Source organism: Marinomonas sp. MED121 (assembly GCF_000153025.1).
Lineage (GTDB): Bacteria > Pseudomonadota > Gammaproteobacteria > Pseudomonadales > Marinomonadaceae > Marinomonas.
The window spans coordinates 399,168-413,272 of sequence record NZ_CH672432.1; the positions used below are offsets into that span (position 1 = coordinate 399,168).

Sequence of the window (14,105 nt, forward strand, 5' to 3'; positions counted from 1 at the left end):
CCTACCCATTTATGAGCGACTCTTTATTAGAAATTCTTTATCAAGATGATTACCTTGTCGTAATCAATAAGCCTTCAGGCTTACTGGTTCACAGGACACAACTTGCTAGCCAAGAAACGGATGCGGTTGTACAAAGGCTAAATGCGCAATTAAATAAATGGGTATATCCTGTACATAGACTCGATAGAGGCACTTCAGGCGCGTTAGTTTTAGCCTTTGATGCCAATACAGCGAAGCTTTTAGCCGAGCAATTCAGTCAATCTCAGGTAGAAAAGTATTATCTTTGTTTAGTGAGAGGTCATACTGAGTCAAGGGGTACGATAGATTACCCTTTAGCTAAGCTCAATGAGAACAAAGGTAAGTCTCGCTTTAAAATTGAAGGAACAGAGAAAGAGGCGGTGACACATTATAAAAAAATCGAGGGCTTTGTTCTTAATCAAGCAGTAAGTAAATATGATACAACCCGCTGTTGTTTAGTTGAGGTCAAAACAGAACAAGGTCGAAAACATCAAATCCGAAGACACTTCAAACACATAAGGTTTCCTTTAATTGGCGACACCCGCTATGGTTGTCGCCATCATAATAAGCTATTTAGACGTTTGGGATTAGAACAAAGGCTAATGCTGCACGCTAAAACGCTGGCCTTTAAGCATCCGGTGACAGGGCATCAACTAGATTGTAAAGCAAGTTTACCTGATGGCTTTAAGCAGACGCTAGACTACCTTAAAAGTCACACTAGACCCTAAGGAGAACAGCAATAAGCCCTCATATTTCAATGTGCTTAAGTTAAGGTTTCATAGACCTCATTCTAGAGGTCTTTCTCCCCTCATTTATTGATTCAACTAACGAAAAATTTAGCTATCAATAGACCAAACATATTCAATCGCTTCCTTACTTACTCCGCGAATTAAAATGGGCTGACTAATTTCTTTGCTTAAATGAAATCCGGCGCTGATAAGCAATCTATTACTGGCCAGGTTAGATTTTAGGGTTGTTGCAAAAACCTGCTCAACACCTGAGGATGCCCAATAAGCAACAAGTCGCTTTAATATATAACTCGCAATCCCCTTCCCAACCCATTTACGATCAATACGATACATAACCTCAACATGCTTACGCTCATCATCTAAAAAATACAGATTAAAGCGGCCTATCAACAAACCAGAATGCGTGTAAATTAAATAATGCTTTTTTTGCTTTTGATGACTTATCTGATTTCGAATAAATTCTAAGCTCATTTTGTCTAAGTAGCTTTGTGGCAAATAATTCAGAAACCACTCTTTATTCTCTTGCTCAAAGGTTAAGATATTTTCAACATCACTGGGTATTGCCACGCGCGTATAAAAAAGAGACTTCATAATATGGACCGATTGTGATCATCTGGTTTTATAAACAGATTTTACGAAGGCCTCCTTGCCTTTTTTAATTCAATTGTAAACTTGTTGTCACTAAGTTTAGGCACTTTGTAAATACTTATCGAATTAAACCTAAAAATTTCGATGCAATTAACTAAAGTCCATAAAGACAATGTTACAATACTCCCGAAAATCAGGACCAGCAAAGGAAGTTATGAAAAAACGTAATCTCGTTTACTCAACAGATAAAGCACAAATGTGCGAAAAATGTGAACAGCATGAAGATAACTGTATTTGTAAAGATATGAATGCTATTGTAGGCGACGGTAAAGTTAGAGTCATGTTAGATACAAAAGGCAGAAAGGGTAAAGGCGTCTCCGTCATTACTGGTTTAGCGGTCACCGAGAAAGAACTTAAAGCCATGGCAAAAGAGCTAAAAGCCTTATGTGGTACGGGTGGCGCAGTCAAAAACGCTTGTATAGAAATTCAAGGTGATCATAGAGATAAATTGATTCAAGCCCTAGCCAAAAAAGGGATTCAAGCTAAAAAGTCTGGCGGTTAAGTGTTACTAAACCAAAGGATAAAGTTACTATAAATTACTAAAGTTTTTACGCCTAAAGTCGATACACTAGCCGTGTAATCAATAAGAACAAGTTATCTTCAATCAATCAGTTATATTGTTCTTTGTAAAAACCAACCGCTTATGAACATAATTCATTTTTATATTCGATTTCATCAGGATGGAAAGTCGATACACGTATACCCAAGAGGAAACGCTTAAATGCATCAAGACAATCCAATACAAGCGTCACGTTTGCTGCGGAAAGCTGTACCCTTGATGGTTAAACTGAATATTCCTCCAACGCCATACAACTATGGTGTTTGGTACCATTATGTTTCCAACCGCGATACTCAATTAAACACCCTTGTTGACCAAACAATTCGAAAACTGGGTGGCATACCACATTTTTTAGCAAAAGAATTTTTCCATGAATTTGTTGCAGATGATGACAAGAAATTTGATGACGATAAAAAAACTCAAATTGAAAAAATCATTTCTACCGTTGGCACAAGCTCGCAAGAAATGGAAAAAAGCATCAAAGACCTTAATCATGTTTTAAAAAACAGTCAAAAAGTTCTTAAATCCAGTAAAGGCGATAAACAACTTGAAAAAGTGGTGTCATATCTTGAAAAAGGCACAGAAAAAGCGAGCCAAGAATCTGAAAAGTTTTTAGCTAAACTTAACGAGGCTCAAGCTGAAATGGCCGAGTTAAAGAAAGCCTTAGAAGATGCTAAAAGTGATGTTGAACTCGACCCAGTGACAAAACTGCATAATCAAAAGGGGTTAGAACGTCATATCTTTTCATGGCTACCAGGTGCTGAAGATGATCTCTCACTTTTTCTACTTGATATAGACCACCTAGATAAAATCAACAAGGATCACGGCAAACAAGTGGGTAATCAACTCATACGCTTTCTTGCCAATTTTTTAAAAGGCAAAAAATTTGAGAACACCCTCATTGCCAGAGTCAATGGTGGCACCTTTGCTATTTTAATGAACGAGGCAACGCTTGGCTTTAGCAGTCAATTTGCAGAAAAACTGAGATCACACATCGAAGGACAAACCTTAAGGCATAAGGAAACGAAGAAAGTCCTTTGTCGCTTTACAGTTTCAATTGGTGTGGCGACGAGTCTTGGGGATGAAAGTGCGGACAGTCTTCTTGCAAGAGCCAAAAAACACCTTAAAGAAGCCAAGAAAATGGGCCGTAACAGCACGGTCTCACATTAACTTACGCCCAATTCGGATCAGGATCAGAAGGATTTTTATATGAGAGAATCTCATATCACTCAATTTGACGTTAGAGATTATGAGTGCGATTTACAAGGCATAGTCAACAACGCGGTTTATCAAAATTATATTGAGCACGCTCGCCATCAGTTTTTACTGGCTAACAATGTTGATTTTGCCAAACTAACCAAAGAAGGTATTCATTTAGTTGTTATTCGTGCTGAGCTTGATTTTAAACGCTCTCTTAAAAGTGGTGATAGGTTTTATGTCACCACACGCATCTCTAGACAATCTCGCTTTAAATTTGATTTTTTCCAAGAAGTGTTTCGCGCCGATGATGATAGCCTGATGCTGAAAGCGAAAATAGTAGGCGCCTCTATCAGTGAGACTGGCAAGCCTATTATCTACAATGGTTTAGACCATGCGTTTGAAAGCTAATTTTCATTTAAAGTGCGACTGAATCAGGTTTATTTTTTACTTTATGAGACAAACAAGCACTCATTTCATCAGTCGTTTTTTAGTAATAACCTAGGATTAATTTTTTATAAAAATACTAAAAGCGCCCTATTTCTTCTAATAAACACCCTATCCCTGTAAAAAAACTTTATAAAGCTTAATCAGTTGCGCCTATTAGGGTCTATATTTAAACCTAGTAATACTGCAACACTCTTTTACACATTCTTCTTGGTTCAGATCTTTACACGACTAGTGTTTCGGTATTAAAGTCACGGGGTAGAGAATTTGGCGATCCCAACACTCTACCCATGCTACCGACACAATCGTTAGTCATACAATAAAAACAAGAAGGTCAACTATGAGTGATAATCGCAAAACGGATGCGCAGATCGTGCATTGCCCTGAATTTTCTGATAACTCATCTTTGAATATACCAACCCTACGTATACTTCAAGATGATGGTACCCTCTACCCAGATGCACAAATGCCCGAAATTGATCAGACATTAGCGCTAAAAATCTACGATACCTTTCTATTTGTTCGTGCTCTAGACGAACGCATGTTGGCTTCTCAACGCCAAGGTCGCATCAGCTTTTACATGACTGAAACAGGTGAAGAAGCGGCTGATATTGGCAGCGCTGCCGCCTTACATGATGAAGACATGATCATGGCCCAATATCGCGAACAAGGCGCTCTCGCCTTTCGTGGCTTTGAGCCAGATGAATTCATGAACCAAATTTTCTCCAATGAAAAGGACTATGGCAAAGGACGCCAAATGCCCATTCATTATGGCTCTAACAAGTTACACTATATGACAGTGTCATCACCTTTAGCGACGCAACTGCCACAAGCGACAGGCTATGCTTATGCTCTAAAAGCACAGAACAAAGCCAATTGTGTCATTTGTTATTTTGGTGATGGTGCCGCCTCCGAGGGTGATTTTCACGCCGCGTTAAATATGGCTGGCGTACTTAAAACCCCATCTATCTTCTTTTGCCGAAATAACGGCTATGCTATTTCGACACCTGCCCACGAGCAATTTGCAGGGGATGGTATTGCACCTCGTGGTGTAGCCTTAGGCCTTAAAACAATTCGAGTAGATGGTAATGATGTTCTTGCGGTTTTAAAAGCGACCCAAGAAGCGCGTAAGCTTGCCGTTGAGCAAAACCAGCCAGTACTGATTGAAGCCATGACCTATCGTTTGGGTGCACATTCTAGTTCCGATGATCCAAGTGGTTACCGCAATAAGTCAGAAGAAGATACTTGGCGTGCTAAATGCCCAGTTCTGCGTTTCAAACAATGGCTAATCAAACAAGCATGGTGGGATGAAGAGCAAGAAGCGGCTCGTCAAGAGGTCCATCGTACGAGTGTGGTTAAGGCGATGAAAAAAGGCGAAAAGGTCCCAGCACCGGCTCTCGACGAATTATTCAATGATGTATACGACACGCTTCCTTGGCATTTAGAAGAACAGCATAAGGAACTTGAGCAACATATCCGTAAATATCCGGATGCGTATAAAACCACATCTTGGAGATTTAACGATGAGTAATATGAACCTGTTACAAGCCATTAATAATGCACTTGATACCGCCATGACAGCGGACGACAAAGCCCTATGTTTTGGCGAAGACGTTGGCCACTTTGGTGGTGTTTTTCGAGCCACCAGCCAATTGCAAGAAAAACACGGGAAATCTCGCTGCTTCAACACCCCTCTCACAGAGCAAGGCATCATAGGCTTTGCCAATGGCGTTGCGTCTCAAGGCATGACAGCAATCGCTGAAATTCAATTTGCAGACTATATCTTCCCTGCCTTTGACCAGATCGTGAATGAAGCCGCAAAATTTAGATACCGCTCAGGTAATGAGTTTAATGTTGGCAGTCTTACCATAAGAACACCTTATGGCGGTGGCATTCATGGCGGCCTCTATCACTCACAATCTCCAGAGGCTTACTTCACCCACACACCGGGCCTAAAAGTCGTGGTACCTCGAAACCCAGAACAAGCGAAAGGCTTATTACTTGCGTCAATAAGAGATAAAAATCCGGTTATTTTCTTTGAGCCTAAAAAGCTTTATCGCGCTTCAACGGGTGAAGTGCCAGATCATGACTATGAAATTCCATTAGGCAAAGGAGAGATTGTTAAACAAGGAAGCGATGTCACCTTGCTTGCTTGGGGAGCACAAGTGGAAACAATAGAAAAAGCCGCCGAAATGGCAGAGAAAGAAGGCATTTCTTGCGAAATAATTGATCTGAGAAGTTTGCTCCCTTGGGACAGAGAGTTAGTTGCTCAATCTGTGACTAAAACAGGCAGGCTTATTATCAACCATGAGGCCCCTAAAACAAGTGGTTTTGGTGCTGAAATTGCCGCTGCAATACAAGAGGAATGTTTCCTTTATCTAGAAAGCCCCATTGTAAGAGTGACAGGGCTAGATACCCCCTTCCCACTGGCGCTAGAAAAAGAATACATGCCAGATCACCTTAAAACCTACGAAGCGATCAAAAGCAGCGTTAACTTCTAACACTATTATCAGGAGAACCTTATGAAAATTGATTTTATTCTACCGGATATCGGTGAAGGCATTGTTGAGTGTGAGCTTGTTGATTGGCACGTCAGTGAGGGTATGGCGGTAACTGAAGACCAATCTGTTGCAGATGTGATGACGGATAAAGCCCTTGTTGAAATTACCTCAATGCATACCGGCACGATTAGTAAACTTTATTATAAAAAGGGTGAGATTGCTAAAGTGCATCATCCCCTTTTTGAAATTGAAGTTGCAGATGAAAACCAAGCGATACAGGACGTCACCCAAAACCAGGAAGAGAATAAGCTTGTAGCAAACTCTGATATGAGCATTACACCTGAAAACTTAACTACTGAAGCCCCTAGCATCAGTGCTTTAGCACCAGGTAAAGCCATCGCTAGCCCAGCGGTAAGGCGTCTTGCAAGAGAGAATAATGTCGAGCTAAGCCAAGTAAAAGGCTCTGGTAAGAATGGTCGCGTAATGAAACAAGACCTTGATAACTTTGCTCAAAATATCGCATCCGAGAACCATCAACAAACGCTTTCTATTGTCCCTGATAAACGTACTGATAAAGTAGAAGCTATAAAAGGGGTTCGTGCAGTAATGGCAAAACAAATGATGGAATCGGTCTCAAGCATTCCACATTTTACTTATGCAGAAGAAATTGATGTCACCAAGCTTGACGCCCTTCGCCAAGAACTAAAAACGAGTTTTGCAGACCAAGGAGCAAAACTCAGTATGATGCCATTTTTAATGAAAGCTTTGGCTTTAACCATTCCTCATTTCCCTGAGCTTAATAGTCGGGTGAATCATGATTGTACTGAAATCACTTATTTAAGTGACATTAACATTGGTATGGCAGCAGATACGCCATTAGGTTTGCTTGTCCCTAATGTTAAAAATGTACAATCTCTCTCACTATTTGAAGTTTGCCAAGAAGTGAACCGTTTAGCTGATATGGCACGCCAGGGTAAGCTTAAAAACCATGAAATGAAAGAAGGGACGATCACTATTTCTAATATTGGCGTCATTGGCGGCACGGTTGCTACACCCATTATTAGCAAACCTGAAGTCGCTATCGTGGCGCTAGGAAGAGTACAAACCCTACCTAGGTTTGATGATAAAGGAAATGTTGAAGCGCGTAAGGTGATGCAAATTAGTTGGTCAGGAGACCATAGGGTGATTGATGGAGCAACCATGGCGCGCTTCTGCAATCACTGGAAGGCCTATTTAGAAAACCCTGTAACCATGCTTTCTCACCTGAGATAGCACACGATAGGATACAAAAGCGACGCCATGACGCGCCCTTTATTACAGCAATTTTATATTAACGAAGAACAATCTATTTATTTAATGAGCCATGAAGACGCTCAGAAAATAAAAGATTGGGTTCAATTATGTATTGATCAGCTCACCTTGTTGGGCTTCTCTGGTATCGAATTTATAGGTAAAGGGGCGTATGGCTTTGTCTTTGGCGCACAAGCTGATGACAAAACAGATTACGTATTTAAGTTTTCACGCATTAACCTCCCCCAGCATGTCCAAGATAGATTAGAGGATGAAGCTTGGATGCAATCCCAAGTCATTCACCCCTTGATTCCTGCAGTCAGCGAATACACAAAAATTTCACGCCAATCGGTGCTCATGATGGAAAGAGCCACAGGCATGGATCTTGAAGCCTACTCGGTAAAATACGGTCGTCTTTCCCCTAGACTCATTATTAAAATCGCGGCTCAGTTAATTGATATTTTAAAATCCCTACGATCAGCCAAACAAGAAGATCTAGAAGCGCCCATTGTCCATGGGGATATCAAGCCTTCTAATATAGTGTTTGATGATGAAAACGAAGAGATTAAATTAATTGATTGGGGCTCCAGTGTATTTGCCCAATTAGACGTTGATGGTCAAGCAGTTGGACATCAACAATTCAGCTTTTTAAGTGAGGACTTACAGCAAACTAATGCCAAACTCGGAGATGTCTATTTTATAGGTGAAGAGCAATTAAACGGCGGTTTAAGCTCTCCTAGATTTGACGAACAAGGGGCGGCTGGTACCTTATACGCCCTCGCCTCCGGTCAAAGTTGTCGTTATGGCTATGATGCCATTCCAGTGACTTCGTTAGGCTTGCCTAAAGAGTTCGCCATTTGCTTACAGACGCTTTTATCAGGCGACCTTAAACAAAGACAAACCGCAGGTGATTATTTATTTAAGCAAATAGATAACATGAAGCGCCTAGTCATGCCCGAGTTACCTTGTGAAGAAGAAAAACCTTTGATCCCTATTTGGAGTTTTAATGAAGCTACCGATATGGAGACCGTGGTATATAGCTCGCGCAAAAGCTTTTTAAAAGAAGGTAACCTAGATCATTATCTCTTGGCAGAAGTCGATGACGTTGAACTTGAAAAGTATTACAAGAACTTTATGCATGGTATGGGTCACACGGAACGCGCTTTTCTTGGGGCAATCAGTCGTTTAGGCAAATACCCTGTTGTTGGCGGCTTAGCCATTCGCTGGGATGAAAAGCACCTTTATATCGATTCAAGTTTACACCTTAAAGATGAGTCATTACGTCAGCCATTTATTACCGCCGTCAATAACATTGTGGCACTGGCTCAAACCATACACAGAGATGGTGTTTTTAAATGCTGTATGTTTAATGCAAAGAACACACAACATATTAATCGTGACAGCGAAGCGCAGCCTTTTCGCCCTGACAAACAGATGAAGATACCCTTTGATGTGACACACACCCCTCTTAAGGAAGATCAAAGCCGTAACCACTCTTACTTTGAAGATGGACAAGACCCAGATGAATTACTTAATCTACCAGAGTCTATCATGCGTGAAATTGCCTTCTTAAATACCATAAGACATACAGGTCTGATTATTTTTGAAGCCTTACCCACACACTTAAAAGTGCACAGTTACTATGTGCTATTGGAACCCGAGCAAGAAGCCGCTTTTGCGAATGCCTTAGATAGAATTGTTAAAGCTATTCCAGAAATCAGTGGTCTTGGTGTATCCGGTTTTATGAAGATGCCTTACAAGAACACACGTGAATTTAGCTTAAATGAGTGCGCTGAAGAAAAGTTTTACCCCAAAAACCCAAAGCAGTATTTACCCTCCTAACCCCCTTATTCAGCAATCCATCAGACTTCAAAAACCGCTAACCAATACTCATTTGATCAGTGTAATGATCAACACATTGCGGACACTATTTAAAGCCGATTTTCAAATAGGATTAATAAGCTGTCACAATCCTAAAAAGACTAATATTTGTGGGCCAAATAACCGGGATAAAAGCCATGAGATAAATAGACATAAACTGAAGGCAAACAAGGCAAAAAGGACTAAACTCATCCAGATTTCAAAACGGCTTACCCCTAAGCACTCTAAAATCCCCAATGACTTATGCTTAGCATTAAGTATCAGGTTAATCGCTAATAGGTAGATAGCAGCACTAATCAAACTAAGAATGAAAAAGAAACCGTATTTAAACAAGGTCACTTTATCAAACACCAGACTGGCTTCTTGGGAGAGCTTTTTAGGGTTGATCAACTGATAATCGCTAGCAACCCCTTGCCTCAAGAGCCTATCTGCAACCGACTCAATGAGACTAATATAAAGATTATCAATACCGTTAAATTCGATTTGATTATAGGCAAGCGGTTTTTTCGTTAGGAATTGCAACATTTTTGTTGTCATCATCACAATTGGCTTACTACCCAAAAAACCAAAATCCAACACTAGACTCTCATCAATATTCAAGGTTTGCTTGGTGTTAGGATTAAATATTCGCATAACCTTATTATCACTTGAACCTAACTGGTGATAAGCCACAGAACTTAAAATTAATCTATGTTCTGTTAAAACCTGCCCAGTGACAAAGGATGCACTCGCATCAATTACCTGTAACTTTGATGCTAAATAATTGGCTTCATAGGCGATGACATCGACCCCTTTAAGCACTTGTCGAGTGTCACCCTCAAATAAAAGAACCATTTTGTTGGCAATACGAAAAGAGAAATTCAAATGACTAAGTTCAGGTGCCTGGTGTAAAGCTGCTAAAAATTCAGGGTTAGAAGCCAGCTGTAAATTACCAAACACACCAAAATAGCTTTGCTGCATATATTTTTCAAAGTGCTTCATCACATTATGAGACGTAAAAAAGCCAAAAAAAACAAACACTAAAATCAGTGGCAAAACTAACAATGCCATCTTAATCAGCCTTGATTGGCCACGCATTAAGAGTTTAAAAAGAAGCTGAGTATTTCCTAACAAAGTCTTGATACCTTAATCTAATTAAAAGCTATCTACTTTTTGTCCTAAGGTACTTGTAAATATTTTCTTTAAAACCGTGCCTGTTGCTGCGGCAATAAAATAAGGGTTTCTATCCCATCTAAAGGTAGGAATTTCACGGGTTGCGACGCGCACTGTGCCATGTTCAGCTTCGTTTACCATTAAAATGATGTACATTCTCATAACATGTAAAACACCTTTACGATCAGGCATAAAGGAAGTGGCAAAAATTGAGTGTAATGGATAAGGTTTTATCAAACCTTGTCTTTGATAAGGCACAAACACATGCTTAAGAGACATCCCCTTCCCCAGTTGAATTTTCTCTGTTTTATCTCCGGCATACCAGGTAACTTCTTTGCCAGCGAACTGAGGTACATATTGTAATGCAATATCTATATAGGCTTGTTTAGCCACATCATCTAAATTTAGCCTTTGATTATCTATCTCAATCGATTCGTCTGAAATTTCAATTAAATTATCATCCAGATCGATATCTGAACCAATATCGTCCTCATCAAATGCGTCTTCAATCGGTAAGCTTTCACTTAGTTGAGGCGCCTCTTGATTCGAGACAAGCTGATTACTCGCATCAATACGTGTTTTAATAATACTGGTTAAGGAGACGACCACTGTATCCAGTGTTTTACCCACTTCTTGCTCTTGAAATGCAAATTGTGGGAGCTGTTTAGGGTTCGCTGCACGAATATTAGCGACCAGATCCAGCCCTGATAGTAGAATATTCATATTACGAATTTCGTTGTTATAGCCTTTTTTAATCATTTTACGTGTTTTTTTAAGGCGTTTTGAACCGGGTACAAACTCCTTTGCCACCAGCATATTAAAAGAGCCCCGAATATTATTCACAAATTCAGCAATAGCAACATTGTTGGCGGCTTGAGCACTTTGCGACAAAAATATTAATGCGCAGGTACTCAAACTGATTAAATAATGACGCATATCTTCAGCTCCTTTATAGCGATATCACTTCTGCTTGCAGCCATTTTCTTCTAACAAGCTTTATTGTTTAAAACAGCGAAAAGTCATATTTCGAGAACTATAACTATTAGACACTATGGTGTATCGCTCAGTATTCCAATTAAAAGCAAGAAACGTATTCGCCATATCATCATCTTCTAATTCAAGCCGATCTTCTTCCCGGTAAAAGGGCTCATCAATATCTTCATAGTCTAGCGCAGCAATAATTTCTTCATACGCATTACCAGCCGGTCGATTAACTTTTTGATCCCTTCGAGCAAATTCAAAAACATAAGGAGAGGACAACCTCATATCATTTTCATAACAATAATTACTCGCCTGCTCTAAGCTCACATCCGTGACAGCAATGCTTGTTGAGCCAGAACCAAACATTTCATTATTACTCACTGGATAACGCATAAGTTGAAATTCTCGACTGCCTGAACTTTCACTGAAGGGCACTTTAACAAAAGAAAAACGATTCAATTGATTGCCATGGCCAGCTATTAACAGGTCGGATTTAGACACACCTAACACTCTTCCCGCTTTGCTCAAGGCGCTGATTTTAATCTCTAATACATCACTTTTCTCTTCAGCAAGAATGTATAAGACCAAATCAGAAGCAACTGCCGACTCATCAAATCCAGTATCAGAGGCAGCAAAAAATGGATCCAATTCCTGCTTTAGAATTTTGCCTAATACCTGATCTACTTCAGCTTCTTGCGCCCTAAGGTTTAATAAGGGATTAGAGACTATATATTGTTCAGCTGAGGTAATAAGGTCATTACGATAACTGCCACCGCCACTGACTTCTAAAACCACTTCAAGTTCGCCATATAGATTATTCATGCGCGATGCAGCTTGATTAAAGGTTTGCTCGATTAGGTTACCTAATAAGGTATCTAATTGACTAAACGAGCTATTTTGCTCTAAAAAGCGCTGCCCTTTTGAGTCATAAAAATAAGCTTCGTAATCGACCTCCTCTTCATCATCGTCAAATAAATCTAGATAAAGGTCTTGTTCAAAGCTCTGCTCTAAAGCTGCACTCTCTTCTTGTTCTAGCTCCTGACTCGCACAAGCGATAAGCATAAAGGACATAACACCTGGGTAAATTATTTTTTTCATAATAAAACTATCTTATTTGTCCGCATGTGATTCTTAACTTTTGCCTTGTTTGACTTTGTCGTTTCTGTATCTTTGTTAATTAGAATGAGTGTTTGTTTAGAAGGGGCAAAATACAACTGGGTAACAAAACCACCCTCATCAAGTTTAAATTGATACAGCGTATTTCCTGCTTTAGAAATAACAACCTCACCAGCTGTGGTTAAAGTGGCCGTTAATGAAATGGGTTCTGTACCATTAATTAAAAACACCTTTTTTTGGTTGATTCCATTAAGACTCATCCAGCTTGCCAAATACCAAAGGCCTTCATACCCGTAATAATCTTCTTTTGATACAAAAATAGTTTCATCACCTAATTTGATAATGCCATTACGAATATCCTGATCCCAACCTATGTCTTTTTTGCCATTAATGGTTTGAACCTTTTTCAATTCAACTAACCTTTTTCCCTTGGCTACAGCAAGCACACCAATATGCTTCTCAAGTGCACTTGAGCTTTGCTTTGGGTCAAACACACTGGATTGGGCACTTGCTTTTACTTGTATCAGATTTTTACGTTTTCCTGTTTCCTTATAAGCAAACTCTAAGGTTTTACGTTCATTTTGATTAGCCCATAAATATTGAGTGATTAAAGACTCTCCTTTAAATTCCAATTTTTTAGGCTGCAAAACCGTTGCAGAAAGCATTTTTTCAAAACGAGTGAGGTGTGAGTCCTCTAAACGAGTTAGGCTAACAAGGTTATCCTCATACTCAATTTTTAATAGGGTATCTTGATAAGACACCAAGGTTAGAATGGAAGTATCAAACGCTTCTAAGCGTTCAGGGGATGACACATTAATTCCGGTTTCTAAATAATAATTAGTGGCAATGGCACTGATATTTTGACCACTTATTGCATCTTGGTAACTGACCCGTGACTGCTGAGGGTCAACAAAATAAAGATAATTATTATCCATTAAAAAGAAAGGATTTTTAGGTCGTTTATTGATGACCTCTGCAAAATTAAGGACTGCAAGAGATGATAATCGCTGCTGGCGACGTTCAATGGCGCTAATTGCATTTTCAATTTTATTTTTTTCCTGCCTAAGGTCAGCCAGATCAGAATGTATTGCCTTTAACTTTTGAGGGTCTTGCGAGGCCTTTCCCTTAGCCTCTAATAAAATGAGCTTATCATTCAAAGAAGATAATTCTTGACGGAAATCTAGCTCATCTTCAGCATCCTTTTCATCGACAAATGAAGCTTTAAGGGCGTTATAATTTAACGCCTTTAACTTGACGTCAAATAGAGGAAGTAAAGCTTTCAATCCCGCCTGAAAAACGAGTTGGTTTTCCTGTTCAACAAGGACCAAAGCAGGTTCTTTTGAAGGCAGTAGACTATAAGTTAACTTACGTTTGCTCTTGCCGGTCTTTAAATAATTTATGCTCGAGTAGTTTGAGACATTTTGACTTAAACCCTGCGCTAATAAGTTCTCTTCATTCGCCTTCAATACTGAACTAAACGCAATGCTTATAAGAATAATGCTAAAGAAGCCGACCTTTAATCGACTCGATAAACCTATCATCTTGCTCTCCTTAAAATCAGTAGAA

Annotated in this window: 13 protein-coding genes; 8 read left to right on the forward strand and 5 right to left on the reverse strand. The window is 39.6% G+C overall.

Going from position 1 to position 14,105, the window contains the following annotated elements:
* Positions 1–11: 11 nt before the first annotated feature.
* Positions 12–746, forward strand: coding sequence for a pseudouridine synthase (locus MED121_RS17085; protein ID WP_009834998.1), 735 nt, complete (start codon positions 12–14; stop codon positions 744–746).
* A gap of 108 nt (positions 747–854) precedes the next feature.
* Here MED121_RS17085 and MED121_RS17090 read toward each other — a convergent pair whose 3' ends face one another.
* On the reverse strand, positions 855–1,358 hold the full coding sequence (locus MED121_RS17090; RefSeq protein WP_009834999.1) for a GNAT family N-acetyltransferase: 504 nt from the start codon (positions 1,356–1,358) through the stop codon (positions 855–857).
* A 211-nt stretch (positions 1,359–1,569) separates the two neighbouring features.
* Here MED121_RS17090 and MED121_RS17095 point away from each other — a divergent pair, with 211 nt between their 5' ends.
* From MED121_RS17095 to MED121_RS17125, 7 genes are all read left to right on the forward strand, one after another.
* Positions 1,570–1,917 carry a hypothetical protein gene (locus tag MED121_RS17095; protein WP_009835000.1) on the forward strand — a complete coding sequence of 116 codons (348 nt, stop codon included), beginning with the start codon at positions 1,570–1,572 and terminating at the stop codon, positions 1,915–1,917.
* Positions 1,918–2,136: 219 nt separating this feature from the next.
* Positions 2,137–3,144: a GGDEF domain-containing protein gene (locus tag MED121_RS17100; protein WP_036180975.1), complete on the forward strand. Its 1,008-nt coding sequence runs from the start codon at positions 2,137–2,139 to the stop codon at positions 3,142–3,144.
* Positions 3,145–3,183: 39 nt separating this feature from the next.
* Positions 3,184–3,582, forward strand: coding sequence for an acyl-CoA thioesterase (locus MED121_RS17105; protein WP_009835002.1), 399 nt, complete (start codon positions 3,184–3,186; stop codon positions 3,580–3,582).
* 376 nt (positions 3,583–3,958) lie between these two features.
* Positions 3,959–5,149, forward strand: a complete 1,191-nt coding sequence (locus MED121_RS17110; RefSeq protein WP_009835003.1) for a thiamine pyrophosphate-dependent dehydrogenase E1 component subunit alpha — start codon at positions 3,959–3,961, stop codon at positions 5,147–5,149.
* Positions 5,142–6,119: an alpha-ketoacid dehydrogenase subunit beta gene (locus tag MED121_RS17115; RefSeq protein WP_009835004.1), complete on the forward strand. Its 978-nt coding sequence runs from the start codon at positions 5,142–5,144 to the stop codon at positions 6,117–6,119. The genes MED121_RS17110 and MED121_RS17115 overlap by 8 nt, the downstream gene beginning before the upstream one ends.
* Positions 6,120–6,140: 21 nt before the next feature.
* Entirely contained in the window at positions 6,141–7,391 is a 1,251-nt protein-coding gene (locus MED121_RS17120) for a 2-oxo acid dehydrogenase subunit E2 (protein WP_009835005.1), read from the forward strand.
* A 27-nt stretch (positions 7,392–7,418) separates the two neighbouring features.
* A complete protein-coding gene (locus MED121_RS17125) occupies positions 7,419–9,251 on the forward strand; it encodes a phosphotransferase (protein WP_009835006.1) in 1,833 nt (610 codons plus the stop codon).
* 123 nt (positions 9,252–9,374) lie between these two features.
* Here the strand turns inward: MED121_RS17125 and MED121_RS17130 are convergent, their stop codons facing one another.
* The 4 genes from MED121_RS17130 to MED121_RS17145 all read right to left on the reverse strand — a co-directional run bounded on the left by MED121_RS17130 (position 9,375) and on the right by MED121_RS17145 (position 14,080).
* Entirely contained in the window at positions 9,375–10,340 is a 966-nt protein-coding gene (locus tag MED121_RS17130; protein ID WP_131471001.1) for a hypothetical protein, read from the reverse strand.
* 84 nt (positions 10,341–10,424) lie between these two features.
* Entirely contained in the window at positions 10,425–11,378 is a 954-nt protein-coding gene (locus tag MED121_RS17135) for a hypothetical protein (protein WP_009835008.1), read from the reverse strand.
* Positions 11,379–11,438: 60 nt separating this feature from the next.
* Positions 11,439–12,521 carry a hypothetical protein gene (locus MED121_RS17140; RefSeq protein ID WP_009835009.1) on the reverse strand — a complete coding sequence of 361 codons (1,083 nt, stop codon included), beginning with the start codon at positions 12,519–12,521 and terminating at the stop codon, positions 11,439–11,441.
* Complete coding sequence (locus MED121_RS17145) at positions 12,518–14,080, reverse strand: hypothetical protein (protein WP_036180978.1); 1,563 nt, start codon at positions 14,078–14,080, stop codon at positions 12,518–12,520. Before MED121_RS17145 ends, MED121_RS17140 begins: the two co-directional genes overlap by 4 nt.
* Positions 14,081–14,105: the final 25 nt, after the last annotated feature.

What these genes read in the sequence shown, in the direction of transcription:
- MED121_RS17085 (WP_009834998.1), top strand. Translation starts at nt 12, where the DNA reads ATGAGCGACTCTTTATTAGAAATTCTTTATCAAGATGATTACCTTGTC.
- MED121_RS17090 (WP_009834999.1), bottom strand. Translation starts at nt 1,358, where the DNA reads ATGAAGTCTCTTTTTTATACGCGCGTGGCAATACCCAGTGATGTTGAA.
- MED121_RS17095 (WP_009835000.1), top strand. Translation starts at nt 1,570, where the DNA reads ATGAAAAAACGTAATCTCGTTTACTCAACAGATAAAGCACAAATGTGC.
- MED121_RS17100 (WP_036180975.1), top strand. Translation starts at nt 2,137, where the DNA reads ATGCATCAAGACAATCCAATACAAGCGTCACGTTTGCTGCGGAAAGCT.
- MED121_RS17105 (WP_009835002.1), top strand. Translation starts at nt 3,184, where the DNA reads ATGAGAGAATCTCATATCACTCAATTTGACGTTAGAGATTATGAGTGC.
- MED121_RS17110 (WP_009835003.1), top strand. Translation starts at nt 3,959, where the DNA reads ATGAGTGATAATCGCAAAACGGATGCGCAGATCGTGCATTGCCCTGAA.
- MED121_RS17115 (WP_009835004.1), top strand. Translation starts at nt 5,142, where the DNA reads ATGAGTAATATGAACCTGTTACAAGCCATTAATAATGCACTTGATACC.
- MED121_RS17120 (WP_009835005.1), top strand. Translation starts at nt 6,141, where the DNA reads ATGAAAATTGATTTTATTCTACCGGATATCGGTGAAGGCATTGTTGAG.
- MED121_RS17125 (WP_009835006.1), top strand. Translation starts at nt 7,419, where the DNA reads ATGACGCGCCCTTTATTACAGCAATTTTATATTAACGAAGAACAATCT.
- MED121_RS17130 (WP_131471001.1), bottom strand. Translation starts at nt 10,340, where the DNA reads ATGGCATTGTTAGTTTTGCCACTGATTTTAGTGTTTGTTTTTTTTGGC.
- MED121_RS17135 (WP_009835008.1), bottom strand. Translation starts at nt 11,378, where the DNA reads ATGCGTCATTATTTAATCAGTTTGAGTACCTGCGCATTAATATTTTTG.
- MED121_RS17140 (WP_009835009.1), bottom strand. Translation starts at nt 12,521, where the DNA reads ATGAAAAAAATAATTTACCCAGGTGTTATGTCCTTTATGCTTATCGCT.
- MED121_RS17145 (WP_036180978.1), bottom strand. Translation starts at nt 14,080, where the DNA reads ATGATAGGTTTATCGAGTCGATTAAAGGTCGGCTTCTTTAGCATTATT.